This window comes from Syntrophorhabdus sp., from assembly GCA_012719415.1.
GTDB lineage: Bacteria > Desulfobacterota > Syntrophorhabdia > Syntrophorhabdales > Syntrophorhabdaceae > Delta-02.
This window is the reverse complement of record JAAYAK010000267.1, coordinates 1-25,381: the sequence shown is the minus strand read 5'-3', so window position 1 is coordinate 25,381 and position 25,381 is coordinate 1. Positions and strand designations below refer to the sequence as shown.

Below are 25,381 nucleotides of genomic sequence, written 5' to 3'. Positions count from 1 at the left end.
CTCTTATCCTCCTTTGCTCATCGAATAGAGAAAGTCTTTATTAGAATCCGTATCGGCCAATTTTTCAAGGAGAAATTCCATGGCCTCCACTGTGTTCATTGGCTGGAGTACTTTCCTCAGGAGCCAGATGCGCTGCAGATCGCTCGACTCGAGGAGGAGCTCTTCCTTCCTGGTGCCCGATTTGTTGATGTCTATGGCGGGGAATATCCTCTTCTCCGCCAGCTTCCTGTCGAGGTATATCTCGCAGTTGCCTGTCCCCTTGAACTCCTCGAAGATGACCTCGTCCATGCGGGAACCCGTGTCGATGAGGGCGGTGGCGATGATGGTGAGGCTTCCCCCTTCTTCGATGTTCTTCGCGGCGCCGAAGAAGCGTCTCGGCTTCTGCATGGCCGACGCGTCGATGCCGCCGGAGAGTATCTTGCCGCTCGAGGGCACCACCGTGTTATAGGCACGGGCGAGACGTGTGATACTGTCGAGAAGGATGACCACGTCCTTCTTGTGTTCGACAAGCCTCTTGGCCTTTTCGATAACGATCTCGGCAACCTGCACGTGCCGTGTCGCCGGTTCGTCGAAGGTGGAGCTTATGACCTCGCCCTTGACGGAACGCATCATGTCCGTCACCTCTTCCGGCCGCTCGTCGATGAGAAGGACGATGAGGTATATCTCCTTGTGGTTCTTCGTCAGGCTGTTCGCGATGGACTGGAGGAGCATCGTCTTGCCCGTTCTCGGGGGCGCGACGATGAGCCCGCGTTGTCCCTTGCCTATGGGTGTGAAGAGATCCATGACCCTCGTCGAGAGGCTGTCGTGCACCGTTTCGAGCTTCGCCCTCTCGTTAGGGTAGATGGGCGTAAGGTTGTCGAAGATGATCTTGTCGCGCACCACACTGGGGTCGTCGAAGTTTATCGACTCCACCTTGAGGAGGGCAAAATACTTCTCGTTGTCCTTTGGCGGCCGTATCTGGCCCGACGTCGTGTCCCCCGTTCTCAAGCCGAACTTCTTTATCTGCGAGGGGGAAACGTAAATGTCGTCGGGGCCGGGAAGATAATTGGAGTCCGTGGACCGCAGGAACCCGAACCCCTCGGAGAGTATCTCGAGGACCCCTTCTCCGTACACGTTCTCGTTCTTGTCGACGTATGCCTGCAGGATGGAGAAGATGAGCTCCTGTTTTCTCAGCCCCGAGGCGTTCTCGATGTTGAGGTCCCGCGCGATCTGTGTTAATTCGCCGATTTTCTTGCTTTTTAGGTCGTTAAGGTGCATCGAGTTCTTACCTCCCATTCATTGATCCTTTCCAGAAGGGCCTCGATGTTCCTCTCGAGGTCCTCTCTCGTTCCATTGTTGAATAGCACATAGTCTGCCGCCTCTTCCTTTTTCTTGAGCGGTATCTGGTTCAGTATCCGCTTCTCTATGTCGTCGGGGGCCATGCCCCGTACTTTTAACCTTTCCCGCACGACGTCCATGTCGGCGCTGACGACGACGGTTCTGTCGAGCTCCCTGTAAAGACCCGTTTCGAAAAGAAGGGGCCCGTCGACGACGACCGCCCTTTCGCCCGCCCGGCCAAGCTCGTCGACCTGCCGCCAGAGCTCGGCCCTCACCCGCGGGTGGGTGATCCTCTCGAGTCTCCTCAACTTTTCCTTATCGGCAAAGACGATGTCCCTCAGTCTCTCGACCACTATCTCCCCGTCGACGACAAGGCCGTTGCCGAACTCCCGCTGTATCTCCTCGTGGACCTCCGCGAGGGTGAGCATTCTCTTCGCCAGGGCATCGAGGTCTATGACGGGCATGCCTCGGGCCTTGAGGGCCGCACAGGCTGTCGTCTTGCCGCTGCCGATGATCCCCGTTATGCCGATGGTTATCATATGTCGAGGTTTCTCACGCTCAGGGCGTTCTCCTCGATGAAGGTCCTGCGGGTCTCGATGTTGTTCCCCATGAGCACCGTGAAGACCTGATCCGCGGCTACGGCATCCTCGATGGTAACCTTCACGACCTTCCTCTTCTCCGGGTCCATGGTGGTCTCCCAAAGCTGTTCGGCGTTCATCTCGCCGAGACCTTTGTACCTCTGGATGTTCACGCCTTCTTTTCCCTTGTCGAGTATGTGCCTGAGGAACTCGTCGGGGCTGAAGGATACGGGCGGCTTGCTGCCCTCTGTGACGCGGACGCCTTCCTCGTAGAAGTTCCTCACCTCGGCGTACGCCTTGTAGGCGTCGGTGTAGTCGCTCACGGCGCACAGCTCGTACTCGACGCGGACGGTTCCGCCCTTGCCGGCCTTCGCCTCCGCCTCGATGCAGAAGAGGTTGTGCTCCCGATCCCAGACCATCGTGCACCTGTAGCCCATGCCTCTCAGGCTCTCGAGCAACTTGCCGAGCTTCTCATCCTTCTGGAAATCTTCTCTTTTCGCTATGTCGAAACGCATGAGTCCAAGGGATATCTCCCTGTCGATGCCATCGGCGAGGGAATTGCGCAGGAAACTTTCCACCGTCTTTATCTTCTCCACCCTCGCGGCAAGCTCCGGGCCCGCTTGAATGTCACCGTTGACGGCGCAACTGGTCTTTTCCATTCCTCGTAAGGTGATGGCACGCTCGAATTCCTCTTCGTCCTTCGCGTAGGATTCCCTGTTGCCGGCCTTTATCTTGTACAGTGGCGGCTGCGCGATGAACAGATGCCCTTCCGTGATGAGGTCCGGCATCTGGCGATAGAAGAAGGTGAGCAGAAGCGTCCGGATGTGGGATCCATCGACGTCCGCATCGGTCATGATGATCACCTTGTGGTACCGAAGCCGCCCCTTGCCCTCTGCCCCTATGCCAACGGCGAGGTAGATGGAACGGATCTCCTGGTTCGTAAGGACCTTTTCCTGCCGTGATTTCTCGACGTTCAATATCTTGCCCCTTAAGGGGAGTATGGCCTGGGTCTTCCTGTTCCGGCCCTGTTTTGCCGAACCACCTGCGGAATCGCCCTCGACGATGAAGAGCTCGCACTGCACAGGGTCGCTTTCCTGGCAGTCCGCGAGTTTTCCCGGGAGCACCCCGTTCTCGATGAGGCTCTTGCTCTTAACGAGCTCCTTCGCCTTTTTTGCAGCTTCTCTTGCGCGACGCGCCTCGATGGCCTTCCCCACTATCGTCCTCGCGATCTGGGGATTGAGTTCAAGGTATTCGCCTATCTTCTCGTTCAGGAGGGACTCGACGATGCCCTTTATCTCGCTGTTGCCCAGCTTCGTCTTCGTCTGCCCTTCGAACTGCGGGCTCTGCACCTTGATGTTCACGACGGCCACCAGACCTTCCTTGATATCATCGCCGGTGAGGTTCTCCTTGATCTTACCCTGCATATTGCTCTGGATGAAGCCGTTGATGCACCGCGTCAGGGCGCTGCGGAAGCCGGCGACATGCGTGCCGCCTTCCTTCGTGTTGACGTTGTTCACAAAGCTCTGGATGTTCTCGTTGTACCCGTCGTTGTACTGGAGGGCGACCTCCAGAAGGTCGAGCGATTCCCGCGAGTTAGAAACATATATGGGTTCGTCGAAAAGGACCGCCTTGCTGGCATTCAGGTACTTCACAAAGGAACGGATGCCGCCTTCGTGCCTGAACTCCTGTTTCCTGGCCTTTCTCTCGTCTGCAAGTATGATATGGATACCGTTGTTGAGGAAGGATATCTCTCGCATACGGTGGGCGAGGGTGTCATAGCTGTACTCTGTCGTCTCGAATATGGTCCCGTCGGCTTTGAACTTGACCTTCGTGCCCGTGCTCTCCGTATCGCCTATGACGGTGAGGTCCGTCATCCTGTTACCCTGCTCGTACCGCTGGAAGTAGACCTGCCCGGCCCGCTTTACCTCCACCTCCAGAAACTCCGAGAGGGCGTTGACCACGGAAAGGCCTACCCCGTGAAGCCCGGCGGAATATCGGTACGTATCCTTATCGAACTTGCCGCCGGCATGCAGCTTCGTGAGGACGACCTCAAGGGCTGACATGTTCTCCTCTGCATGCATCGCCACGGGTATGCCCCTACCATTGTCCTCCACGGTAACGCTGTTGTCACGGTGTATGGTCACCGCGATCCTGTTACAGTATCCCTCCAGCGCTTCGTCCACGCTGTTGTCAACCAGTTCGTAGATAAGGTGGTGCAACCCATCGATGTTCGTATTCCCGATATACATCGAGGGAACTTTCCTGACGGCGTCGAGGCCGCCAAGTATCTTGATGCTTTCCGCTCCGTATTCACCCATTTTTCATATCCTTATAGGCATGACTATGTTCTTGTAACCCTCCACATCCCCGGACCTGAAGAGGACTGCGCCATACGCCTTCGGCGCCGCTATCGTCACGGCATCCCCTGTCAGATGGGTTACGACATCTGTCAGGAACTTCACGTTGAAGTTCATTGTAGTTTCTTCACCATCGTATACCACGTCAACGACCTCGCGGGCCCTGCCGATGTCGGACTCAGCCTCTATCGTCATCATATTCCCGGAGAACGTCATCTTCACCGGCTCCGATCTCCCTATGATGGAAGACACCCTCTTGAGACCCTTAAAGAGCGCTTCCCTCTCCACCTCGGCGATGTTCGTGTTGCCTGAGGGAAGAACGTTCTCATAATCCGGGAAATTCCCCTCGATGATCCGCGAGATTATTCTCATCTTTTCGGTGCTGAACTGGACGTGCTTCTCATCTATCACGATACGCACGTCCTCATCCTCCCCGATCATCCTCTCCACCTCGGATACCGACCTTCTCGGGATCGTCATCCCCTGAAATGATTTCAATCCGTCGACATCCCTCTGATAGAGTGCCATCCGGAAACCGTCAGTGCCCACAACGACGACCTTGCCCTCCTGGCCTTTCATGAACATACCGGTCAATATGTAGCGTGTCTCGTCGATGGAAACCGCGAATTCCACTTTGTCTATCATCTCCAGCAGGATACTGCCCGGAATCGTGAATTCTTCTCCTGCCGATATCTCCTTTGTTTCGGGAAACTCCTCAGGATCCTGAAGGCTCAGGGATATCTCCGTCATCTTCTGCCGGATCGTCATCACATTGTCCTCGAAAACAAATTCTATCTCACCATGGTCCAACTCTTTGAGTATCTCCAGGAACTTCCTCCCATGGACAACGATCTTCCTTTCCATGTCAGTTACAAAATCTATATGTGTGATGGCACTCACTTCCAGATCCGTAGAATATACGGTTGTCCTCTCTTTCCCAAAATCGATGAGGATATTTGAAAGGATAGGCATAAGTGACCTTTTTTCCGTTATTGAGACGATCTTCGATATTGGCTGCAGGATGGTGTTCTTATCTAGTATTATTTTCATAGATTAACTCCTCATAACAGATAAGTGATGTTAAAATGTTGAAAAACGTGCAACCAACTGACTTCACAGGATTAAATGAAAATGGACGCTGTGCAAAAAACTATGGTAACTGTTGAATCATGTTGACTTCAATCTCTGAACGATCTTTTCAACACTGCTTTTCAACTCCTTTTTAACATTTAATTCACCATCTATCTTCTTTATGGAGTGGAGCACGGTGGCGTGGTCCTTTCCACCCAGTTTCTCCCCGATGCTGACGAGGGAAGAATCGGTCATCTTCCTCGAGAGGTACATTGCCACCTGACGCGGAACCATAATGGATTTGATCCGCTTGCTTGACCGTATATCACCGATGGTGACGGAAAAGTGCGAACATACCTCCTTGAGGATCATATCAATGGTGATCTCCTTGTTCTTGTCCCTGATGATATGGCTCATGATCTGTTTGACGAGGTCCGTGGTGATAGGTGTGTTGTTGAGTGATGCATACGCGCCGACACGGATGAGGGTGCCCTCCAGGGACCGGATCGAATCCTCGGAATTGTTTGCTATGAAGAAGGCAACGTCGAGGGGCAGATTGATCTTTTCAGCCTCGGCCTTCTTGTTGAGAATGGCGACCTTTGTTTCTATGTCCGGTGTTTGTATATCCGCGACGAGGCCCCACTCAAAGCGCGATTTGAGACGCTCCTCGAAATTCTCGATATCCCTGGGGAATTTGTCGCTTGTAACGACGATCTGCTTCATGTTGTCGTACAGCGTGTTAAAGGTGTGAAAGAATTCCGCCTGTGTCCTCTCCTTCCCGGCAATGAACTGAATATCATCGATGAGAATAATGTCCATCTTCCTGAACCTGTTCCGGAAATCATCCATCTTCTCATACCGTATGGAATTGATGAGTTCATTGGTGAAGGTCTCCGCGGTGATATAGCATATGCGGTCGGGATTGGTCGTCCCGTGCTTGACAAGGAAGTTACCGACGGCGTTGAGAAGATGTGTCTTGCCGAGTCCTACCCCACCGTATATGAAAAGAGGATTGTATGTCTTGCCCGGGTTCGTCGATACGGCCAGACAGGCGGCATTGGCAAACTGGTTGCTTGTGCCCACCACGAAGTTCTCGAAGGTATATTTTGGATTGAACTGACTGTAGGGGACCTGCTTCCTTGCGACAGACCTTTTCTTGTCGTCCGCCTTCTCGTCCTTTCTCAGCACATATTCGATCTTCACATCCTCGTTCGTCACGTCTTTGAGGAGGGTAACGATGATGGGCTCGAAGTTCTCCGAAACCCAGTCCCGGAAGAAGGCGTTGGGTACCCCGATTCGGCAGTTGTGGTTCGTAAGGTCTATGAAACTGAGCGGTTCTATCCACGTCTTGAAGCTGTCCTCACTGACAATGGAGGCTATTTTGGGCTTTATTTCGGAAAGGATGTCAGACATGGTATGGATTGTTTCAACAACTTTTCAACATATGTGGAAAACTAGTAGTACCCCAGAGGCTTGGAATTGACCCTAATGTAACTGAGAATCTTGTCAACAGTAATGTGCCGGGTAACGTGTATCCAATTCTACAGAACATTTTTCTGCAAGTCAATAGTTTTCCTCGCCCCTTTTGGCCATCCTCCCGCAAGCTGTTCCCCGTTCCCCTGCCCCTACATCAATTTTCTGAACCCTATCAGGTACCTGCGCCAGTAGGTTGATTCCAAGGAGTCGATGGCCACCCCCCTCGATTTGGAGGCGTGAACGAAATCAGAGCCGTTGACCATAATCCCGATATGGTCGTCGTTCTTGATCCTGAAGAGAACGAGGTCCCCGGGTTGGGTCTCCCCCCGGGATATCTCGGCGCCATAGCGTCCCTGTGCCTCGGCCGTGAGCGGCACAGAGATGCCCGCCTGCCTGTAGGTGAAATAGACGAGCCCGCTGCAGTCGAAGTAGTCCGGTCCCTTCGCACCGCTGCGGTATTTCTTGCCCTGTTGCGCCAGGGCGATCTGCACGAGATCGCTTCGGGCCCCTTCCGGCATGTCATATATCCGAACCTTCTTCGGAGCGCAGGAGGGGATGAGGAACATAAGGGAGATGCACATGAGCACGGCGCACCGCGCGGCCAACATCTTCATCAGACAACCCCCAGTAAGGGTTTTGCTTCACGGAGTTCGTCAATGTACACCGTCCGCGGCGGGAAACGACGCGGCGAACCGTTCGTGTTGAAACCGATGGGCAGGCCAACCTCCTCGAACATGCCACTGTCCCCCTCCCCGTCACCGATGGCCGAAGCCTCCGCCGGGGACAAACGGAGCCGCTCAAGGGTCCGCCGGACAACAGGGCCCTTCAGGTCGTGATCGACGTTTATGGATATTTCCCCCGACAGGCGGCCGTCCCGGTAAAGGAGGTCGTTGGAAAAGGACAGATCGATGGAAAGCTCGCCGCGCACCTTTTCAACTAGGAAGGACAGGCCGGTTGAAACGATGACAGTGATGATCCCGGCCCCCTTGAGGGACGCGACGAGGTCTTTCGCGCCGGGCTGGTATGGTATCTCACCGATCATGGATTTGAGATCACCCACGGAAAGGCCCCTCCACAGGAGCGCGTCCCGTCTGCAGAACTCGCGGTAGTCGATCACGCCCTGCCTGAAGAGGGTCTGGTACTCATCGGCATTGCCGTTCCACAGGTTGAGGCGCCGGTGGAGATACTCCCAGCTGCTCTTGACGGTGGTGAGGGTGCCATCGCAGTCGAGGAAGACTATCCTGGTGGCCATGGGTCTTATATATCATCGACAGCGAAAAAAAGCTATCCTTTAAGGGCCGCCGATGGACTATAATAGTACCGTGGAGGAATCCGGGGCGGATGAGGAAGGAAAGCGGGGACCACGAGACACCCGACTGGGACGACAAGTATCGAAAGGGTTTCTACGACGGTGCCGACGACGCCCACGATCTCCTTGTGGAGTACCACCATCTTTTCACCGGGCCCACGGCCGACATTGCCATGGGCAGCGGGAGAGACGCCCTCTTTCTCGCGTCGAAGGGCATTCAGGTGACGGGCCTTGAACGCTCGTGGGAGGGGTTGAAGATCGCCCGGCAGGCCGCGGTGGCACGGGGCCTCAGCATCGCGATGGTGCAGGGCGACGCGGCAGGCATGCCGTTCAGGAAAGGTTCTTTCCGAGGGGTCATCGTCTTCTACTTCCTGCTCCGGGAGATCACCAGGGACATCGCAGGGGTCCTCGACAGGGGTGGTATACTTATGTATGAGACATTCCTCAGGGCGGGCGGTGATGTGGACCATCCCAGGAACCCCGCCTTTCTTCTTGATGAGGGAGAACTTCCGGCCCTTTTCCCGGGGTTCGAGCCCATCCACTACCACGAAGGGATCAGGGAACACAAGGGGAGAAAGCGTGCGACAGCACAACTGGTGGCGAGGAAGACATGATCGTTGAGTGGAACCCGGAGCGGCCGAAGAAGAAGGTGACGGACCTCATCGTGAGGACGATGCAGGAAGGCGGTGTCATCGCATACCCCACGGACACGCACTACGGGATCGGGTGCGACCTTTTCAACATAAGGTCCATTCGGAAACTCTACGCGATGAAGCGCCTTGACCCCAAGAGAGCGCTCAGCATCATCTGCAGGGACATGAAGGACATAAGCACCTATGCCGTCCTGAGCGATTTCTCCTTTGACATTGTAAAATGGTACCTGCCGGGACCCTTCACCTTTGTCCTCAAGGCGAGGAAGATCATCCCCAAGCTTCTCATGACGGACAGAAAAGAGGTCGGGGTGAGGATACCGGCCCACCCGGCGCCGGTGGCCATAGCGGCGCTCTGCGGCCGGCCCGTCATCAATACGAGCGCCCGGATCTCCGGGGACGAGGTCATGACGGACCCGCGGGTCATCGAAAAGACCTTTGGGAACAACATCTCCCTCGTGGTCGACGGTGGGGTCCTGGTAAGCGAACCATCGACGGTGGTAAGGCTCGCCGACGAGGCCGTGGAGCTGCTGAGGGAAGGGAAGGGCGCCCTTGAGGACCGCATCTCCCGGTAGGGGGTTGAGAATGGCCGAGACGGACGCGTGGGAAGGGAGCGCCGGGATAATCGGGAGCTACAGGGACCACGACCTTCACGCGCGGGTCGGGACCATCATACGGGAGCATTCCCGCAACAGAAGGGATATCAGGAGCGTTGTCCGCGACGCGGTGCCCTGGCCCCGGGTGAAGAGCGTTCTCGATGTCGGCTGCGGGTACGGCTGGTTCGAGCAGGTGATGCCCGAGGGGCTCGACCTCATCGTCGGAGTGGACTGCCTTGCGGAGAATGAGGCCCCTTTCCTCGCGGTCGCGGCCGCCCGGGCCCGCGATGCCGCCTTCCGGGTGGTGACGCTGCCCGCGCCGACGGGACTGCCGTCCAACCACTTCGATCTCGTGCTGTCCCTCTATTCCCTGTATTTCTTCCCCGGTGCCGTCGGTGAGATGGCCCGGGTCCTCAAGCCCGGGGGGCTGTTCCTGTCCCTGACCCACAGCGTTTCCATGCTTGAAGAGGGGCAGCACTACTTCGATTTCAGGAACCTGAGAAAGGTCATAGAGCGGTTTTCCGCCGAGAACGGCGAGGCGCTCCTCGGGCGGCACTTTGCGACGGTGGACCGCATTGATTACCCGAACGCGCTCGTCTTTCGCGAGGGCGACGAAGAGTCCCTCGCCCTGTACATCGATTTCAAGAGGGAATTCATCGAAAAGGATGTGGACCCCCGCGTCGTCCGGGACAAGATGCTCTCCGAGCTCAGCCGGAAGGGCGAGCTCAGCTTCAACAAGAACGACAGGATATTCCTGGCAGGAAAATGAAAAAGAAGGTCTATTGCGCCCATTGCGGCATGGTTCTCGGCACCGACTTCCTTGACGGCAAGCACAGGCAGGTGTGTGCCGGATGCGACACCGTGTATTACGAGAACCCGCTGCCCGTAGCGTCGGTGATCCTTGCGAACGCGAAGCGTGAGATACTGCTCGTGCGCCGGGCGAAGGAGCCCTTCAAAGGCATGTGGTGCTGCCCCATCGGTTTCGCGGAAACGGGGGAAAGCATAGAGGACGCCGCCCTTCGCGAGTTGAAGGAGGAGGCCGGGGTCGAGGGCAGGATCGTGCAGCTCCTCGACGTTGGTTCCCACGTGAACCCGCTCTACGGCGAGCTCGTCATCGTGACCTTCGAGGTCGAAAAGACAGGCGGACACGAAAAGGCCGGGGATGACGCCTCGGAGGCGAGGTATTTCCCCGTCATGAACCTCCCGAAGCTTGCCTTTGACTCCCAGGAGAAGGCGCTGGCGAAGTTCGTGGAGCTGAAGAAGGACCTCTGGAGCATGCACGACTCTTTTGAGACCTTCGTGGAGAGCACCGTCAAGGACAGGATCGGCTACCCCGTCATCCTTCTGTCCGACGAACTCGCGAATGCCGTGCAGGAGAACTCGGGGAAGATCGTCAGCTTGTGGCTCGACGATATCACGACCAACCCCTCGACACGCTCCTATCGGCGCCTTGACAGGCAGGCCCTGCACGCGAGGGCCATGGTCATCATGGGCCAGTTCGGCGCCTGGTTGAGAAAGGAGAAAAGCGAGAGCGAGTTCACCTCCTTCTACCGCAGCCTGGGCAGCGAGCGCAAGGAGGGAGGGGTGCCGCTGGAAGAGGCCATCAGCTCCTTGAGCCTGCTCAAGAAACACGTGTGGATGTTTACCTATTCCTTCGGTGTCTGGGAAAAGGCCGTCGACATCTACCGCATGTTCGAGCTGGGGGAACGCCTGGTCTACTTCTTCGACCGTGCCGCATACCACACGGCGGTGGGATACGCCCGGACCGGGGGTGCGTCCTTCGCTTGACTTATCTCCCAAACTTGCGATAACATTCTGAGTATTTGAAAACCCGATGAAGAGGTGTGATATGAAGAAAGAAACAAGGATCGCACTCGGACTGGCAATGGTCGCGGTCTTCGTCCTCGTGTTGCTCACAGGCGCTTTTGCCCAGAAGAAGGCGCCGGAATCGATGATGCTGAAGCTCGAGGGAGCGAAGTTCCCTCCCGTGCCCTTTTCCCATCCGCTGCACACGGAGAAGGCCAAGATAGACTGTGCCGAATGTCACCACAAGGACAAGAACCCGAAGGAGCCCGGGGGATGCATGCCCTGCCACGACCTCAAGGATGCGAAGAACGGCGCGATGCCGATCAAGGATGCGTACCACAAGAACTGTATAGAATGTCACAAACAGTCATCGGCGAAAGGAGTGAAGGCGCCGACGAAGTGTAATGACTGCCACAAAAAGCAATAGGGAAAAGAAGGCCGTACCAGGCTCACGGGCACCCCGTCTCCTGCGGCACCTTGCGTCGGTGCGCCTCGGCATCGTGTCGCTCACGCTCATCGCGGCGACATCCATCCTGGGAACCGTCATCAAGCAGGGGGGCACCGAGGAGGAGTACCTCTCCCTTTACAGCGAGAGGGCGTATCACTTCATAAAGCTCTTCGGGTTCGACGACACCTACCATTCGCCGTGGTTCTATTTTCTCCTCGCCCTTTTTACCGTCAACCTCGTTGCCTGCACTGTGCAGCGGATACGAAGCCTGACGGCGGAAAAGGGGCGAACGGCAAAGGCCCCGGCGGACGTGAAGGGCCTCGTGGCCGCAGGCTCCGGCTTCACCGCGACAGCAGGGGCCCTCGACGAGGTCTCCCGCCGGCTTGGCGCGTCCTCGTACAGGAAGAAAGAGCTGTCGGAAACGATGGCGCTCTATGAGAAAGGATCTCTCGCACGATACGGGGTCGTCGTCATTCACGCAAGCATCCTCGCCGTGCTTCTCGGCGGCCTCATCGGGCTTGTCGGCGGTGACAGGGGCTTTATCGTCCTGAGGGTGGGCGAGACGGCGCAGGCAGCCGTCAAACGCGAAAGGGGGCGGCCCCCGGTGCCGCTGGGCTTTACCGTGAGGTGCAAGGATTTCACCATCAGTCTTTACCCCGGGGGGCAGCCGAAAGAGTACGCGAGCGACATCGAGATCCTCGACGCCGCGGGAAAGGTCGTGAAGGAGGGCAGGATCAGGGTCAACGAGCCCCTGTCCTACAACGGGGTCAGGCTGTACCAGTCGAGTTACGGGACATCGAACAGGTACGCCTTCCGTGTGGACGGCAGGGAGGTCGTGCTTGCGGAGCAAGAGGTCGCGAAGGCAGGCAGGACCCCCTTCATGGTGGTGCGCTACGCCGCCGAGGTCCACGATTTCGGCCCCGGGGTGATGGTCGCCTACATGGACGGGGAAGAGCCGAAGACGCTCTGGTTCCTGCGGGATGTCGAAAGGATGAGGACGCGCGTGATCGAGGGCTCGCGGATCTCCCTCGAGGGGATAACCGGCGGATATTACACGGGTCTCGAGGTATCGCGCGACCCCGGCGTGCCTGTGGTGCTCGCGGGGTTCGCCCTCATGCTCGTCGGGCTCTACATAAACTTCTTCACCTTCCACCGGAGGATATACGTCGTGAGCGATGGTGCCGAGATACACGTTGGCGGTGTGGCCGCGAGGAACAGGGAGGGCTTTCTCGAAGAGCTCCGCAGGCTCTCAAAGGACCTCGCATGATAACGCACGACATGATCCTCGGGATCTCGACGATCCTCTACCTCGCCCTCTTCTTCCTGTACATCCTCTATTTCGTTACGGGAAAGAAGGCCGTCCTGACGATCGCCTGGTATTGTCTCCTCCTCACCTTTGCCCTTCAAACGGCGGGTATCGGCCTGCGCTGGGTCGAGTCGTACCGACTGGGGATGGGGCACGCGCCGCTCTCAAACTATTACGAGTCCCTCATATTCTTTTCCTGGTCCATAAGCGCTCTCGTGATCGTCATGAGAAGGAGGCTGTTCCCGGTCATAACCTTCGCAGCCGCCATCGCGTCGCTCGCGCTCATGGCCTACGCCTCCCTCTCCCCCGGGGTCGAACGGGGCATTCAACCCCTCATCCCGGCCTTGCAGAGCAACTGGCTGCATGTGCACGTCATAACCTGCTTCCTGGCCTACGCCGCGTTCCTCGTGTCCTTCACGTGCGGGGGGCTTTATTTCTTTGGGTCCCGCGGGATCGTACCGCCGGGCCGAACCCTGGAGGACATCAATTACAGGAGCATTATTATTGGCTTTTCCATGCTCACATCTGGTATACTAACGGGAGCTGTATGGGCCCACTACGCGTGGGGGTCGTACTGGAGCTGGGACCCGAAGGAAACGTGGTCGCTCATAACCTGGATCGTCTACGCCCTGATCCTTCACCTTCGCTTTACGGGGGGCTGGAGGGGGAGGAGGACAGCGATCCTGTCGATCATCGGTTTTGCGAGCGTTATCATCACCTATTTCGGCGTCAATTTTTTTCTTGCTGGATTGCATAGTTACGCGACATGAAACGACAAAGACCAAAGAGCCTTGTTGTCTTCGGCAACGGGATCAACTGTGAGAACGAGACGGCACACGCGAACCGCCTGGCGGGCTTCGAGCCGGAGCTCGTCCACATCGACGAGTTCGTCGATCGGCCGGGGCTGATCCACGGGTACAGCTTCATCAATTTTCCCGGGGGTTTTCTCGACGGTGACGACCTGGGGTCGGCAAAGGCGCAGGCGGTGAAGTGGAAATACCAGAAAATGGCGGACACGGGCAGACGTTTTCTCGACGAGCTCGTGAAGTTCGTTGATGAGGGAAAGGTCATCATGGGGATCTGCAACGGTTTCCAGCTCCTCGTCAAGACGGGCCTCCTGCCGGCGCTGGGAAAGACATACGGAAAACAGTCGGCAACCCTGACGGCAAACGACCTGGGCCGGTTCGAGGACCGCTGGGTCTATCTGAAGGCAAATCGATTTTCTCATTGCATATTTACGAACGATATGGATAAAATCTATCTCCCTGTGCGACATGGTGAAGGCAAGTGCATCGTCGATTCGACGGAGACCCTGTCCGCCATGAAAAAGGGGGGCAATATCGTCCTGCAATATGCCGACGCCGCGGGTGAGGTGTCGATGGGCTATCCCGATAACCCGAATGGTTCGACGGAGGCCATTGCCGCCATGTGCGACGACACGGGAAGGGTTTTCGGGCTCATGCCGCACCCCGAGGCCTTTGTGCATCGGACGCAGCATCCCCGCTGGACCCGGGAAGAGGTCCCGACAGAAGGGGACGGACTTAAGATCTTCAGGAACGCCTGTAAATATATATCAGAAAGCTGATTTAAGGAGGGTTGTCCATGAACAAAATGGATATTATCAACAAGCTCGCCGCAGATATAAACGTCAACCAGAAAATAGCGAAGATCGCCGTGGACACGATCATCGACAGCATCAAAAAAGCGATCATCAACAATGAGCGCGTGGAGATACGTGGTTTCGGGAGCTTCACGCTCAGGGAATACAAGGCATACAGGGGCAGGAACCCGAAGAGCGGCGAGACCGTTCAGGTCGAGCCGAAGCGGCTTCCCTATTTCAAGGTCGGGAAAGAACTGAAGGAAATGGTCTGGAAGGAGGACAACTAGAGCTTTCCCCGGAAAGGACCCCCTTCACGTTGGCTGCAACCTCCACGATCCCCGTCCTGGGATCGCCTTTCCTGACGTATTCGAGGTCAGGACCTCCCTTCATCGTTGTTACCACCGCCTTCACGGAGCGGGCGAGGCCCGCGGCATCATGACCCTCTTCCAACACAAAGAGCACCCTTAGCGCCTTCGGCGCGCAAACGGGCACACGCGTCGGCGCTCGCGCACCTAACGGGAGGACGAGGCAAAAGAAAAAGGCTTCCGCTGGCACCGCGAAAGCCTGTTCGTCCCCTCAAGCGCGGTGATGAGCGCAAGCGCCTCGTTATGAAGGAATGTTGTGTTTTTCCTCGTGTGCCCGTGTGCGTGCGGAGCGCGCAGACCCGTATGCCCGTCGGCATCAATTCTGCCTACGCCGGATTGACTCCCCTGCGGTCCGTAAGGTAGCAGCTTCCCCAGGACTGCTTGGCGAGCTTCTTCATTTCCGAGGCGACCTCGGTAATCTCCCCGAAGTGGGTGAAGGAGCGTGTCCTGTTGGTGGCGATACCTATGGAAAGAGCGATTATGGGGAACTTCCTGGTGTTCCCCTGGCGATCGAGGGTTTCTATGAAGCCGGCGTCCCGGTCCTTCTTGTCGTACAGGGTGGGGGTGATCCTGTCGAACGCGTCGATGATGTCGGCCGAGGCCTCCTCGACGACGTCGACGGATGTTATGAAAACGAAATCGTCGCCGCCTATGTGTCCGACGAAAGCGTTCTGGGGCTCTTTGCTCTTGACGATGTTGAGGATGAGCCTGCCCGTTATGCGTATCACCTCGTCGCCCCTCGTGAAGCCGTAGTGGTCGTTGAAGGGCTTGAAGTGATCGAGGTCCGCGTAGGCGAGGGCGAAGGTGTCCCCCGCCTCTATCCTCGCCTGTATCTGTCTGCTTATTGAGATGTTGCCCGGCAGCTTGGTAAGGGGGTTCACCTCCACGATGCGCTCCGAGCGCAGTATCGCCAGGGCCACGCGGGTCACACCCTCTTGTTCGATGTCGACCCTTTTCAGGTAGTCTTCGACGAAAAGGTCCTTCCAAACGGGTACGCTTGGGATATCGTCGATGACGACAAGAACGGGCAACTGGTAAAAAATGGGATCGCTCTTGAGGTTGTTGATGACGTCCATGGAGTAGACGTCCTCTTCCGAGGTGTCGAGGATGATCAGGTTCGGCGGCGAATTGTAGATGTAGTCGATGGCGGACTGTATGTTCCTGAAGAGGAAAACACCGTAGTCCCGGGAGAGGATCCGGTCTATTATGCCCGAGAGGACAACATCCTGGGATATGACGACGACGGTCTTCTTCTCGTTCATAGGGTCAGGTCTTCCGTGATCTGCAGGGAATCTTCGGCCTCGTCGAGTATCTCGAGAAGGTCTTTCTCGGTGAGCCCGAGAATGTCCCATGCCTCGGGCTGGACGGGCGTCATGAGGGCGTCGCCGGGAAAGCCGAAACCCCGGGCGCGCACGAGGATGTCGGCGACATGGACGATGGCGGATTCAACGGGGGTGCTCTTCGTCAGATGCGGTTTGTGGTGGTATTCTATGACGTCGATGAGCTTTGCCGGAAAGCGCCACTTTCTGGCCATCCAGCTTCCCACACTGGCGTGCGTTGTGCTGAACTGGTTCTTCTCGGCCTCGTGGATGATGATGCCGTCCTGTCTTGTCTGTGTCAGGGCCCTTTCGTATTCCTCGGGGAACTGGAGGACGAGGAAGACCTTGCCGATATCGTGGAGAAGGCCGTCCACGGACACCTCGTCAGGTTCCCTGTGGCCCTTGCGCAGGGCGATCAAACGAGAGAACAGGGCCGTCCCGACGGAATGCTCCCAGAGCCCGATCATGGTCTTCTGCATGAGCTCAAAGACGGAAACGCCGAGCAGGAGGCCCTTCACCACGGTGAGCCCGAGGAGTATGACGGCCTGGTTCACGGAAGAGATCCTTCCGGGAAAACCGTACACCGGCGAGTTCACCATCCTCAGCACCTTCGTGGTGAGGGCGGGGTCCGAGGAGATGAAGCTCGAGATCTCGTTGAGGGACACCCGCGGGTTCTCGATGACCGCAAGGAGCCTGTTCAAGACCTTGGGAATGGTGGGAAGGGCGTTCACGTGCTCGATCTTCTCCCTGACCACCCTGACGTCCATGCTATTCATAGAGGCCCTCGATGTGTTTTCGGACCGCGTTCCTGATGGTATCCATGTGGGGTTGGCCGGCGACGAGACGGAAGCGTCTGTCAAGCTCCGCGACGGCTTCCTCGATCGGGACCGACGGTTTCGACAGGCCCTGGACCCACACCCCGTCGACCTCCATGTTCCTGATCCTGTCGATAAGCTCCGGGGTGAGCTCCGTGTTCTCTCCGAGAAGGACCATGCCGCTCGTGTTGACGACGGGCTTCGCGACCTTCATTCCTGGTTCAAGACTGCCGGGGGCGATCTTCGGCACAACAATCCTCCTAGATGTAATATCGGTCGAAACCGGAAAAACGTAATACCCGGATGCCGATCGTGGAGCCCTCGGGCCCTTACAGCCACCGTTCAAGCCTGTCACAGCCCTCCACGAGGTTTTCCAGCCTGTCGGCGTAGGAGAAGCGCACGTGAGAGGCGGCCCCGAAACGGCCGAAATCGTACCCTGGTGTGATGGCCACCTTCGCCTCCGCAAGCGCCCTTTCGACGAAGAGCATGCTGTCCATGGCGAAGCGGTCGATGCCGGCGTAGATGTAAAAAGCGCCGTCGGGCTTGACGGGAACGTCGAACCCAAGACCCTGAAGCCGGGGCAGGAGGAAATCCCTGCGCTCCTTGTAAAGACCGCACATGCGGGCGAGTCCCTCGGCGTCGTCAAAGGCGGCCAGCGCCGCGTACTGCGAGATGGACGGCGGTGCGATGAAAAGGTTCTGCGCCAGTTTCTGAATAGGGCGGACGAGACCCCCGGGGACCACCATCCAGCCGAGGCGCCACCCGGTCATCGCGAAGGCCTTCGAGAAACCGTTCACGACGATGACGTCCTCGGAGATGGAGGCGCTCGAAGAGAAAAGGGCATCGTAAACAAGGCCGGAGTATATCTCGTCGACGACAAGGACGCCTCCCCGCGAGGATAGCCTTTCATACAGGGCGTTCAGGGACCCGGGACGGTAGATGGTTCCCGTCGGGTTCGAGGGGTTGGCGACGACAAGGACGTCGAGCGTCGATGGGCCATCGAGCTGCTCGGGGAGGACCTCGTAGTTGGTCCCGGCCGACACGGGAAGGGGCCGCACCGCGCAATCGGTGAGGAGGGCGATGTTCCGGTAGCAGGGGTACCCGGGGTCGGCTATGGCAAGGGTGCGACCCTGCTCGAGGAGCGCCGCGAAGAGAAGGATGAAGGCGCCCGACGAGCCGTTGGTGATGATCACGCGCTCAGGGGAAACGTGAAGGCCGTACCGGTCGCGATAGTTGCGGGAAACGGCCTCCCTCAGCTCCGGGATGCCGAGGCTGTGGGTATAGAACGTTTTGCCGCCCTCGAGCGCCTTGAGCGCCTCCCGCCGTATCACGCCCGGGGTCTCAAAGCCGGGCTCACCGACCTCCATATGGATGATGTTGTGTCCCTCGGCTTCCATCAACCGGGCCTTTTCGAGAAGCTCCATGACATAGAAGGGTGATATCTCGCTGGCCCTTCTGGAGATGTTCATGGTCTGTGCCTCATTGAGTCCCCCCCGGGATCTGCCGGATCGACGTTAAGGAAATGTACCAGAACGGGGCCGGGCCTGTCAACGGAATGAGCGCCCGGCAAGCCAAGGAAAAGCATTGACTTTGAAGGCCCACCTCTTCATAATGGAGGAAATTGCGGAACGCGAAGGAGGGCGATCGATGACGAAGACGCAGGTGGTGAAATATGCCCGGGAGAGGGGTGTCACTTTTATAAAGCTCTGGTTCACCGACCTGCTCGGGTTCGCGAAGAGCTTCACCATCACCATCGACGAGCTCGAGAGCGCCCTCGAGGAGGGCATGGGTTTCGACGGGTCCTCCATCCAGGGGTTTGCCCGCATCGACGAGAGCGACATGGTGGCGAAGCCGGACGTGTCGACCTTCACCGTCCTGCCCTGGAGGCCCCAGGGGGAGGCATCGGTGGCGCGGATGTTCTGCGACATCTTCGAACCTGATGGGACACCCTACAAGGGAGATCCCCGGTATGTGCTGAAGCGGAACCTCAAGGCCGCCCAGGAGATGGGGTTCGAGTTCTTCGTGGGCCCCGAACTGGAATACTTCTATTTCAAGTCCGATTCGGCGACACAGACCCTCGACAAGGGGGGTTATTTCGACATCACCACCCTCGACGAGGCCGTGGACCTTCGGAGGGACACGGTGCTCATGCTCCAGAAGATGGGTATAAGCGTGGAGTACAGCCACCACGAGGTGGCCCCGTCCCAGCACGAGATAGACCTGAAGTACGCCGGCGGCCTCGCCATGGCGGACAACACCATGACCTACCGGATCGTCGTGAAGGAGGTGGCGAGGAAGTACGGCGTGTACGCGACCTTCATGCCGAAGCCGATATTCGGCGTCAATGGCAGCGGGATGCATGTGCACCAGTCCCTTTTCAAGGGTAAGAAGAACGCCTTCTTCAACGAAAAGGACAAGCACTTCCTTTCCGACGTGGCAAAGTGGTACATCGCCGGCCTGCTCAGGCACGCGCGGGAGATAACCCTGGTGACGAGCCAGTGGGTGAACTCCTACAAGAGGCTCGTGCCCGGCTACGAAGCGCCTGTATACATATCGTGGGCGAGGCGCAACAGGTCGACGCTGGTCAGGGTGCCTCTCTACAAACCGGGGAAGGAGAATGCGACACGGGTGGAGTACAGAAGCCCCGATCCGGCATGCAATCCCTACCTGGCGTTTGCCTGCATGCTGAGGGCGGGTCTTGAAGGGATAAGGAACAAGTACCCTCTCCCCGGCGCCGTTGAAGAAGACGTCTACGATATGAGCCCGGAACGAAGGAAGGAGCTGGGCATAGGGTCCCTTCCGGGAAGTCTGTTCGAAGCCATAGAGTTAACGGAAGGTTCAAAGCTGGTGCGGGAAGCCCTGGGCGACCATGTCTTCGAGAAGCTCATCGAGAACAAGAAGATAGAATGGGACAGGTTCAGGGCGCACGTGTCGAACTACGAGATCGAGACGTACCTGCCTGTTCTGTAAACGCGGCTGGAGCCGCTTGAGTCGTTGGTGCGGTTTGAGCTGAAAAGCGGCGGGACCGCAGACGGGAAAGGAGTCAGATGATAGTCCGGAATTTCAACGATCCTGAAGTGTTGGCGACGAGGTACAGGGCTCATTGGGGGGCGACGGCGTGGATGATCATGACAAGCCGCATCCTCGAGGGCATAGAGTTCCTGGCCTATGCGATACTGCCCCCGGGCAACACCATCGAGGAGCACGTCGACGAGGTCGAAGAGATATACATGATCTTCCGGGGAGGCGGGAACATGAAGGTCGGGGAGGAGATCCGGGAGGTAAAGGAAGGGGATTCGATCTTCATACCTGCCGGTGAGCCGCACGCGCTGGAAAACACGAGGGACGAGGAGACATTCGTCCTCGTGATAGCGGCGTATCCCTTTAAGAGATTGCTGCAGACGGCCGAGAAATAGGCAGGAAGGACGTTTTCCTGTCCGCAGGCGAAGATGAACATCAGACCAGGCCTTAATATCAATATTATCGTAAACATAGACCATATGAGGGAGACCGTTGACGTCGGGAACTCGACGGTCCACGAGATGGTGGGCGAAAGGATGATCGTCGCCCAGACGGATCCTCCCATATCGAGGACGCACCTCGGTAAGGAGCTTTTTGTGACCTTCATTGACAGGTCGGCCGGACAGCCGCGCCGCTTCGGTTTCCCGGCGATCGTTGTCGAGTTCCTGAAGGAATTCGAGCTTTCGTCCTCTCTCAAGGTCCAGGCATTGGTCCTGAGAAGGGCGGGAGGCTTCGAGGAGTACAACCTGAGGATGTTTTACAGGCTTGAACCCCCAACGGACTGCGGCATCAGGATAGCAGTCGGCGGCAAGGGCGTGAACCTCATCGACATATCCATCGGAGGGGCGAAGTTCAGCCACGAGAAGGTCTTCCCCTTTGTGATCGGCGAACCGGTGAACCTCAGCCTGTACGTGAACGACGTTCCTTACGCTGTGGAGGCCAAGGTGCTCAGGGTGTGGGAACCGGAGAACGAGCGGATACGGAAGACCGTCGCCCTGGCGTCGGTCCAGTTCACGAACATGGAGGCCCACCTGAAGAATGTCCTGGCGCGCAAGATTCGCGACGTAGAGAGGGAGATGCGCTACAAGGAAGTCCACAGCGCGCGATGACCGCCTTCGCGGTAACCACACAACATATTGATATCATAGGATAAAAGGATAGTTCCACGTGAAACATGGGGTCAATCCGCTCTTTCGCGGACCGCCCTCAGATCGGTGCGGCGGACCCTTCCCGCCGACAAGGAAAGGACGAATGCCATGAGCGAGACGGCCAGGCAGACGCTCCACACGACATTGTAATTCCGGAAGAAATCGAAAAGAAAGCCCGCCGCGAGGGGCCCCATGCCGCCCCCGAGAGTGCTGGCGAAGGTGATGACGCCGAGAAGGGCGCCGTGATGGCGCAAACCGAAGGTTTCCGCGGGCAGAAGCGGCATCGCGCAGAGGATCTCTCCGTAGGTGATGCCGAAAAGTCCGGCGAAGAACAAGAGAGCCCGGAAATCCCGGGAGACGAGAAGAAGGCCGAACTGGGCGGCCATCATGAGGGTGGCGGCAACGAGGACAGGCCTTGTGCCGAACCTGTCGGATGCGAAACCCCCGATGAGCCTGCCCGCTATGCTGCCAAGGCCCATGACGGAGAGCAGTGACGCAGCCCGGAACTCCGGTGCGCCGAGGTCGACGGCGTATATGGTGGTGCTCACGAGGGCGATCTGTATGAAGAAGCCGGCACAGGCGTAGAGCCCGATGAGTATCCACAGTTCACGTGTGCGGGACGCCTCGGTGACGGAAAGGCCCTGGGCCGGACTCGCGTCCGCGTTGACGTCGCGAGGTTGGCAGCCGTAGGGAAGAAGGCCCATGCCCCGGGGGTCACGGCGGAAGAGAAGGCCCAGCCCCGCCACGGCGCCTCCGGCGACGATGCCGAAGAGGAGAAAGGAGGCGCGCCAGCCGAGGGCGGCAATGATGACGCTCGCTATCGAGGGCACGACGAATGTCCCCGAGCCCACGCCCGCCACGACAAGCCCCGCCATCAAGCCCCTCCTGGCCCGGTACCATCGCGTCACCGTGGAGAGGACCGGGGCGATGCCGCCACTCATCCCTGCCCCAACGACGAGGCCGAGAGAGAGGAAAAGTCCGGCAGCGCTCTTGGCATGGGAGAGAAGAAGGTAGCCGAGGCCGAGGAAAATGCCGGAGGTGCAGATGACGGCCGCGGGGCCGACCCTGTCGGTCAGCCATCCCGCCGGTGCCGCGAGAGCTCCGCTGAGGAAGAAGCAGAGAGAATATGCACCGAGAAGGGACGTCCTCGTCCAGCCCGGTTCCGCGAGGAGGGGTTTGAGAAAGACGCCGAAAGAATAGAGCGTGCCATACATGAGGAGCATGATGATATAGCCGGCTGCAACGAGAAAATGGCCGTAGAACAGCGGAGGCCGCCGTGGGGACCTCACGGGAGGGGCCACCCGGGGCCGGCGAGCACAACAGAGGTATCCACCTGGCGCTGGGGTATCGACCAGTACTTCCTGAGGAGGCGCTCCTTCTCGCGCGCGGGAAGGAGCGTGTAGCCTTTGCTCTCGTAGAAGGCTATCGCCCAGGAAGCGGCCGCCCATGTGCCGACAAGGAGCGGCTTTGCTGTGGTGGATCCCAGAAGCTCAAGGAGCCTCGAGCCGATGCCATGGTTTCTATGCGTGGTCCGGACGTAGGCGTGGCGGATGAGAGACACGTCGCCGCGGTCCTGTATTCCCATGACGCCGACGAGAGCGTCCTTTTCCTCGCAGCCGTAGAAGACCACGCCGTCCTCGATCTCGCGTCTGAGCTCGAGACGGTCCATGTAAGGTTCGTGCCAGCGGTCCTGGGGTATGATGCCCTTGTAGGCCTGGGCCCCGTCGTTGATTATGTCGAGGATCGAATCAAAGTCGCGATCGGTGCAGATCCTGATCATTATGGTCCCTCCTTGGCGGCTGCGGGAGGCGCCGGGTAGCGGGGGCGCTCGCGCCTGGTTAGAGTGTAAGGCTCAAAGGTCGGGGAAGTCTTGAACGGAATTGCTGGAGCGGTAGCAGCCGGGCGTGACCCCGACGATCCTTTTGAAGGCGCGGGTGAAATGGCTCTGGTCGGCAAAACCCGCTTCCAGGCCAACGTCGGCGATAGGCAGGCCCGCGAGGAGAAGGCGTCGGGCGCGGTCGACGCGCCTCTGTATGACATAGGCGTGGGGGGGCAGGCCCACGGTTGCGCGGAACACGCGGAGGAGATGGAAGGGGCTCAAACCGGCCAGGCGGGAAAGGTCGTGAAGCGTGATGTTCTCGGTGAAATGATGGTCGAGATACTCAAGGAGCAGCCGGATGACCCTCCTTTCGACATCCTCTGAGGCCGGGGACACCCCTTTTCTGTCGGCGTGGCGCGAGATCATGTGTGCTATGACGGAGTAGAGGAGGGTCTCCCGCTCGATGGTGATATCGGAGAGCTCAAGGGCCCTGAGAAAGCGAAGGATACCGGCGGAGACCGGGGGGTCCTTGATGACGGGCGAGGAAAAGTGCGGAAGTCCGCATCCGCAGGGCAAGATCTCGGAGGCGATGGTCTCAAGAAGCGAGGTTTGGGGGTAGAAGACGCGATACGTCCAACCCGAGGGGTGGGGGGAGAACCCCGTGTGGACCTCGCCGGGGTTGATGAGGCAGATGTCGCGGGAGGTGGCGATATGGGTGGAACCCTTGTAGTACGTTGCCTGGACGCCACCCTCTATGACACCTATGGCGAAGGTATCATGGGTGTGCCGGGGAAAGGAATGCCGCACGAAGGTGGCGTGGAGGAACTCCAGCCCATCAAGGTCGGGAGCCCGTTGAAACCTGACGATATCGCCGCTACCCTGCAATTCCATTTCACCTAGCCTACCCGGAGCCCCGGCACAAACGGGACTCCCTGCCAGTGTGCCGGAAAAGGGACTCTCTGGTCTAGAAGATTCTTGCTGCCGGAGAAGAATGCCTGGTCGTGTCCGGGAACTGCGTTGAGAACCCATTCCCATTGGGCGTCCTTTTGTGGCAACCCGCAACCCGCCTCACATCCCCGCAAGATAGGCCCTCGACTTGCGGAAAAGCCCCCGGGCCTGTTCCGTGATGCCGTCACGCTCCTCGGAGGTTGTCTCGCGGGCTATCCTGGCCGGGGAGCCAAGCACGAGCGAATTGGGGGGTATCACGGTCCGGGGCGTGACGAGGGCGCCGGCGGCGACGATGGACCCTTCGCCCACGACGGCGTCGTCAAGGACTATGGCGCCGGCACCGACGAGGACGCCGGAGGCAATGCGGGCTCCGTGCACGATGGCGCCGTGGCTAATGACGGAGCCCGAACCTATGGTGACGGGAGACCCTGCCGGTGACTCCAGGAGGCAGAGGTCGAGGATGGCGGACCCTTCGGCGATGACCGTCGAGGCCTCATCGGCCCTGACGACCGCCATCGGCCAGATGCTGACCCCCTGAGCGACAAGGACATCGCCGATCACGCGGGCGGAGTGGTCGATGAAGGCGGCATCGTCGATGACGGGCGCCCTGCCGTGAAAGGATGAGATGTTGTTTGGGGCTTTTTCCGTCGCTGCCGCGGCATTTGAGCGGGACTGCCGGGCCCGGTGTTGGGAGGACAGGGGTGGCAAGGCGGGCAAGGCGCGGAACCTGAGACCTGGAACCTGAGACCTGAGACGGTGTTTATTCCCCATATTCCTCGAGATACCGCTCGATGTAGGCCGTGACCTTCTTGTTCGGTTGATAGATGCCGAAGTGGCCCTCGCAGAGGATATCGGCGTTGAGGGCGAGGAGCTCCTCCATCGACCTTTGCCAGTGGGACATGTTGGCCCCGAAATCGGCAAGAAAAGGGCCGTGTATGTCCTGACCGAAAAGAACGCGTTTGCCGTCGGTGTCACAATAGACGGAGAGCGAGCCCGGTGTGTGACCGGGAGTGTGAAGCAGAACGAGATTGCGCCCCCCGACGGAGAGCGTCTCACTATGGCCGGAGAACGTGAGGTCCACCGGCAGAGGCTGGAACCTGACCCCATACCAGTGGGCGGCTGTCATCCTCTGATCGCCGTTTTCGACAGGCACGGCGTCGAGCTCGTGCATGATGATGCGAGCCCCTGTCCGGTCCTTGATCGCTGCCGCGCCGCCGACGTGGTCGATGTGGCAATGGGTGAGGACGATCGTGGAAACCAGGGCGGCGTCGAAGCCGAGAGATTCGATATTGCGGACGATGGCGCCCGCGCTCGAGCCGGCCCCGGCATCGATCAGGACGAGTTCCCCGAGGTTGAGGAGATAGACGCAGCAGTCCTTTGCATCGGTCATATCTGAACTGCCGACGAGATAAATGCCGTTATGTATCTCTTT

The 25,381-nt window shown here is 58.4% G+C and carries 28 protein-coding genes; 12 read left to right on the top strand and 16 right to left on the bottom strand.

The genetic code is table 11. From position 1 onward, the window contains the following. Positions 1–3: 3 nt before the first annotated feature. From GXX82_15735 to GXX82_15705, 7 genes are all read right to left on the bottom strand, one after another. Positions 4–1,257, bottom strand: a complete 1,254-nt coding sequence (locus tag GXX82_15735; protein NLT24493.1) for a transcription termination factor Rho — start codon at positions 1,255–1,257, stop codon at positions 4–6. Further along, on the bottom strand, positions 1,239–1,856 hold the full coding sequence (locus GXX82_15730) for a dephospho-CoA kinase (GenBank protein ID NLT24492.1): 618 nt from the start codon (positions 1,854–1,856) through the stop codon (positions 1,239–1,241). The genes GXX82_15735 and GXX82_15730 overlap by 19 nt, the downstream gene beginning before the upstream one ends. Beyond that, positions 1,853–4,213 carry a DNA topoisomerase (ATP-hydrolyzing) subunit B gene (gene gyrB / locus GXX82_15725; GenBank protein ID NLT24491.1) on the bottom strand — a complete coding sequence of 787 codons (2,361 nt, stop codon included), beginning with the start codon at positions 4,211–4,213 and terminating at the stop codon, positions 1,853–1,855. The genes GXX82_15730 and gyrB overlap by 4 nt, the downstream gene beginning before the upstream one ends. A gap of 3 nt (positions 4,214–4,216) precedes the next feature. Further along, the gene (gene dnaN, locus GXX82_15720; protein ID NLT24490.1) at positions 4,217–5,302 is read right to left on the bottom strand and encodes a DNA polymerase III subunit beta; all 1,086 of its coding nucleotides are present in this window, start codon (positions 5,300–5,302) and stop codon (positions 4,217–4,219) included. A 117-nt stretch (positions 5,303–5,419) separates the two neighbouring features. After that, positions 5,420–6,736, bottom strand: a complete 1,317-nt coding sequence (gene dnaA / locus GXX82_15715) for a chromosomal replication initiator protein DnaA (GenBank protein NLT24489.1) — start codon at positions 6,734–6,736, stop codon at positions 5,420–5,422. A 212-nt stretch (positions 6,737–6,948) separates the two neighbouring features. Further along, a complete protein-coding gene (locus GXX82_15710; GenBank protein NLT24488.1) occupies positions 6,949–7,413 on the bottom strand; it encodes a C40 family peptidase in 465 nt (154 codons plus the stop codon). Then, a complete protein-coding gene (locus GXX82_15705; GenBank protein ID NLT24487.1) occupies positions 7,413–8,051 on the bottom strand; it encodes an HAD-IB family phosphatase in 639 nt (212 codons plus the stop codon). The genes GXX82_15710 and GXX82_15705 overlap by 1 nt, the downstream gene beginning before the upstream one ends. 89 nt (positions 8,052–8,140) lie before the next feature. On the opposite strand from GXX82_15705, the gene GXX82_15700 reads away from it, so the two are divergent. The 9 genes from GXX82_15700 (at position 8,141) to GXX82_15660 (ending at position 14,801) form a co-directional block, all read left to right on the top strand. Then, the gene (locus GXX82_15700) at positions 8,141–8,722 is read left to right on the top strand and encodes a class I SAM-dependent methyltransferase (protein ID NLT24486.1); all 582 of its coding nucleotides are present in this window, start codon (positions 8,141–8,143) and stop codon (positions 8,720–8,722) included. Further along, complete coding sequence (locus GXX82_15695) at positions 8,719–9,333, top strand: threonylcarbamoyl-AMP synthase (GenBank protein NLT24485.1); 615 nt, start codon at positions 8,719–8,721, stop codon at positions 9,331–9,333. The genes GXX82_15700 and GXX82_15695 overlap by 4 nt, the downstream gene beginning before the upstream one ends. 10 nt (positions 9,334–9,343) lie before the next feature. Beyond that, a complete protein-coding gene (locus GXX82_15690) occupies positions 9,344–10,123 on the top strand; it encodes a methyltransferase domain-containing protein (GenBank protein NLT24484.1) in 780 nt (259 codons plus the stop codon). Beyond that, entirely contained in the window at positions 10,120–11,142 is a 1,023-nt protein-coding gene (locus GXX82_15685; protein NLT24483.1) for an NUDIX hydrolase, read from the top strand. The genes GXX82_15690 and GXX82_15685 overlap by 4 nt, the downstream gene beginning before the upstream one ends. Before the next feature lie 61 nt (positions 11,143–11,203). After that, the gene (locus GXX82_15680; protein NLT24482.1) at positions 11,204–11,587 is read left to right on the top strand and encodes a cytochrome c3 family protein; all 384 of its coding nucleotides are present in this window, start codon (positions 11,204–11,206) and stop codon (positions 11,585–11,587) included. Next, positions 11,565–12,875, top strand: a complete 1,311-nt coding sequence (locus tag GXX82_15675; GenBank protein NLT24481.1) for a cytochrome c biogenesis protein ResB — start codon at positions 11,565–11,567, stop codon at positions 12,873–12,875. Before GXX82_15680 ends, GXX82_15675 begins: the two co-directional genes overlap by 23 nt. After that, the gene (ccsA, locus tag GXX82_15670) at positions 12,872–13,684 is read left to right on the top strand and encodes a cytochrome c biogenesis protein CcsA (protein NLT24480.1); all 813 of its coding nucleotides are present in this window, start codon (positions 12,872–12,874) and stop codon (positions 13,682–13,684) included. Before GXX82_15675 ends, ccsA begins: the two co-directional genes overlap by 4 nt. After that, complete coding sequence (locus GXX82_15665; protein NLT24479.1) at positions 13,681–14,499, top strand: phosphoribosylformylglycinamidine synthase subunit PurQ; 819 nt, start codon at positions 13,681–13,683, stop codon at positions 14,497–14,499. Before ccsA ends, GXX82_15665 begins: the two co-directional genes overlap by 4 nt. Before the next feature lie 17 nt (positions 14,500–14,516). Further along, positions 14,517–14,801 carry an integration host factor subunit beta gene (locus tag GXX82_15660; protein NLT24478.1) on the top strand — a complete coding sequence of 95 codons (285 nt, stop codon included), beginning with the start codon at positions 14,517–14,519 and terminating at the stop codon, positions 14,799–14,801. A 404-nt stretch (positions 14,802–15,205) separates the two neighbouring features. On the opposite strand, the gene GXX82_15655 is transcribed toward GXX82_15660, so the two are convergent. The 4 genes from GXX82_15655 to GXX82_15640 all read right to left on the bottom strand — a co-directional run bounded on the left by GXX82_15655 (position 15,206) and on the right by GXX82_15640 (position 18,482). After that, positions 15,206–16,141 carry a diguanylate cyclase gene (locus GXX82_15655; protein NLT24477.1) on the bottom strand — a complete coding sequence of 312 codons (936 nt, stop codon included), beginning with the start codon at positions 16,139–16,141 and terminating at the stop codon, positions 15,206–15,208. Further along, positions 16,138–16,965 carry an HDOD domain-containing protein gene (locus GXX82_15650; GenBank protein NLT24476.1) on the bottom strand — a complete coding sequence of 276 codons (828 nt, stop codon included), beginning with the start codon at positions 16,963–16,965 and terminating at the stop codon, positions 16,138–16,140. Before GXX82_15650 ends, GXX82_15655 begins: the two co-directional genes overlap by 4 nt. Position 16,966: 1 nt before the next feature. Beyond that, the gene (locus tag GXX82_15645; GenBank protein NLT24475.1) at positions 16,967–17,263 is read right to left on the bottom strand and encodes a hypothetical protein; all 297 of its coding nucleotides are present in this window, start codon (positions 17,261–17,263) and stop codon (positions 16,967–16,969) included. Positions 17,264–17,342: 79 nt separating this feature from the next. After that, entirely contained in the window at positions 17,343–18,482 is a 1,140-nt protein-coding gene (locus GXX82_15640) for a pyridoxal phosphate-dependent aminotransferase (protein NLT24474.1), read from the bottom strand. Positions 18,483–18,660: 178 nt separating this feature from the next. On the opposite strand from GXX82_15640, the gene GXX82_15635 reads away from it, so the two are divergent. The 3 genes from GXX82_15635 (at position 18,661) to GXX82_15625 (ending at position 21,143) form a co-directional block, all read left to right on the top strand. Further along, a complete protein-coding gene (locus tag GXX82_15635; protein NLT24473.1) occupies positions 18,661–19,983 on the top strand; it encodes a glutamine synthetase in 1,323 nt (440 codons plus the stop codon). A gap of 77 nt (positions 19,984–20,060) precedes the next feature. Beyond that, positions 20,061–20,429, top strand: a complete 369-nt coding sequence (locus tag GXX82_15630; protein NLT24472.1) for a cupin domain-containing protein — start codon at positions 20,061–20,063, stop codon at positions 20,427–20,429. A gap of 33 nt (positions 20,430–20,462) precedes the next feature. Further along, a complete protein-coding gene (locus GXX82_15625) occupies positions 20,463–21,143 on the top strand; it encodes a PilZ domain-containing protein (protein ID NLT24471.1) in 681 nt (226 codons plus the stop codon). A 71-nt stretch (positions 21,144–21,214) separates the two neighbouring features. On the opposite strand, the gene GXX82_15620 is transcribed toward GXX82_15625, so the two are convergent. The 5 genes from GXX82_15620 to GXX82_15600 form a co-directional block, all read right to left on the bottom strand. Next, positions 21,215–22,471: an OFA family MFS transporter gene (locus GXX82_15620; protein ID NLT24470.1), complete on the bottom strand. Its 1,257-nt coding sequence runs from the start codon at positions 22,469–22,471 to the stop codon at positions 21,215–21,217. After that, positions 22,468–22,962, bottom strand: coding sequence for a GNAT family N-acetyltransferase (locus GXX82_15615; protein ID NLT24469.1), 495 nt, complete (start codon positions 22,960–22,962; stop codon positions 22,468–22,470). The genes GXX82_15620 and GXX82_15615 overlap by 4 nt, the downstream gene beginning before the upstream one ends. A 72-nt stretch (positions 22,963–23,034) precedes the next feature. After that, complete coding sequence (locus GXX82_15610) at positions 23,035–23,892, bottom strand: AraC family transcriptional regulator (protein NLT24468.1); 858 nt, start codon at positions 23,890–23,892, stop codon at positions 23,035–23,037. A gap of 177 nt (positions 23,893–24,069) precedes the next feature. Further along, on the bottom strand, positions 24,070–24,546 hold the full coding sequence (locus GXX82_15605; protein NLT24467.1) for a gamma carbonic anhydrase family protein: 477 nt from the start codon (positions 24,544–24,546) through the stop codon (positions 24,070–24,072). Positions 24,547–24,709: 163 nt separating this feature from the next. Then, on the bottom strand, positions 24,710–25,381 hold a 672-nt coding region (locus tag GXX82_15600), incomplete at its 5' end, for an MBL fold metallo-hydrolase (GenBank protein ID NLT24466.1).

Coding starts and splice junctions, on each gene's coding strand:
- GXX82_15625 (NLT24471.1), top strand. CDS start 20,463: ATGAACATCAGACCAGGCCTTAATATCAATATTATCGTAAACATAGAC.
- GXX82_15655 (NLT24477.1), bottom strand. CDS start 16,141: ATGAACGAGAAGAAGACCGTCGTCGTCATATCCCAGGATGTTGTCCTC.
- dnaA (NLT24489.1), bottom strand. CDS start 6,736: ATGTCTGACATCCTTTCCGAAATAAAGCCCAAAATAGCCTCCATTGTC.
- GXX82_15630 (NLT24472.1), top strand. CDS start 20,061: ATGATAGTCCGGAATTTCAACGATCCTGAAGTGTTGGCGACGAGGTAC.
- GXX82_15615 (NLT24469.1), bottom strand. CDS start 22,962: ATGATCAGGATCTGCACCGATCGCGACTTTGATTCGATCCTCGACATA.
- GXX82_15635 (NLT24473.1), top strand. CDS start 18,661: ATGACGAAGACGCAGGTGGTGAAATATGCCCGGGAGAGGGGTGTCACT.
- GXX82_15730 (NLT24492.1), bottom strand. CDS start 1,856: ATGATAACCATCGGCATAACGGGGATCATCGGCAGCGGCAAGACGACA.
- GXX82_15735 (NLT24493.1), bottom strand. CDS start 1,257: ATGCACCTTAACGACCTAAAAAGCAAGAAAATCGGCGAATTAACACAG.
- GXX82_15690 (NLT24484.1), top strand. CDS start 9,344: ATGGCCGAGACGGACGCGTGGGAAGGGAGCGCCGGGATAATCGGGAGC.
- GXX82_15610 (NLT24468.1), bottom strand. CDS start 23,892: ATGGAATTGCAGGGTAGCGGCGATATCGTCAGGTTTCAACGGGCTCCC.
- GXX82_15680 (NLT24482.1), top strand. CDS start 11,204: ATGAAGAAAGAAACAAGGATCGCACTCGGACTGGCAATGGTCGCGGTC.
- GXX82_15665 (NLT24479.1), top strand. CDS start 13,681: ATGAAACGACAAAGACCAAAGAGCCTTGTTGTCTTCGGCAACGGGATC.
- dnaN (NLT24490.1), bottom strand. CDS start 5,302: ATGAAAATAATACTAGATAAGAACACCATCCTGCAGCCAATATCGAAG.
- gyrB (NLT24491.1), bottom strand. CDS start 4,213: ATGGGTGAATACGGAGCGGAAAGCATCAAGATACTTGGCGGCCTCGAC.
- GXX82_15675 (NLT24481.1), top strand. CDS start 11,565: ATGACTGCCACAAAAAGCAATAGGGAAAAGAAGGCCGTACCAGGCTCA.
- GXX82_15710 (NLT24488.1), bottom strand. CDS start 7,413: ATGAAGATGTTGGCCGCGCGGTGCGCCGTGCTCATGTGCATCTCCCTT.
- ccsA (NLT24480.1), top strand. CDS start 12,872: ATGATAACGCACGACATGATCCTCGGGATCTCGACGATCCTCTACCTC.
- GXX82_15700 (NLT24486.1), top strand. CDS start 8,141: ATGAGGAAGGAAAGCGGGGACCACGAGACACCCGACTGGGACGACAAG.
- GXX82_15660 (NLT24478.1), top strand. CDS start 14,517: ATGAACAAAATGGATATTATCAACAAGCTCGCCGCAGATATAAACGTC.
- GXX82_15705 (NLT24487.1), bottom strand. CDS start 8,051: ATGGCCACCAGGATAGTCTTCCTCGACTGCGATGGCACCCTCACCACC.
- GXX82_15695 (NLT24485.1), top strand. CDS start 8,719: ATGATCGTTGAGTGGAACCCGGAGCGGCCGAAGAAGAAGGTGACGGAC.
- GXX82_15650 (NLT24476.1), bottom strand. CDS start 16,965: ATGGACGTCAGGGTGGTCAGGGAGAAGATCGAGCACGTGAACGCCCTT.
- GXX82_15640 (NLT24474.1), bottom strand. CDS start 18,482: ATGAACATCTCCAGAAGGGCCAGCGAGATATCACCCTTCTATGTCATG.
- GXX82_15685 (NLT24483.1), top strand. CDS start 10,120: ATGAAAAAGAAGGTCTATTGCGCCCATTGCGGCATGGTTCTCGGCACC.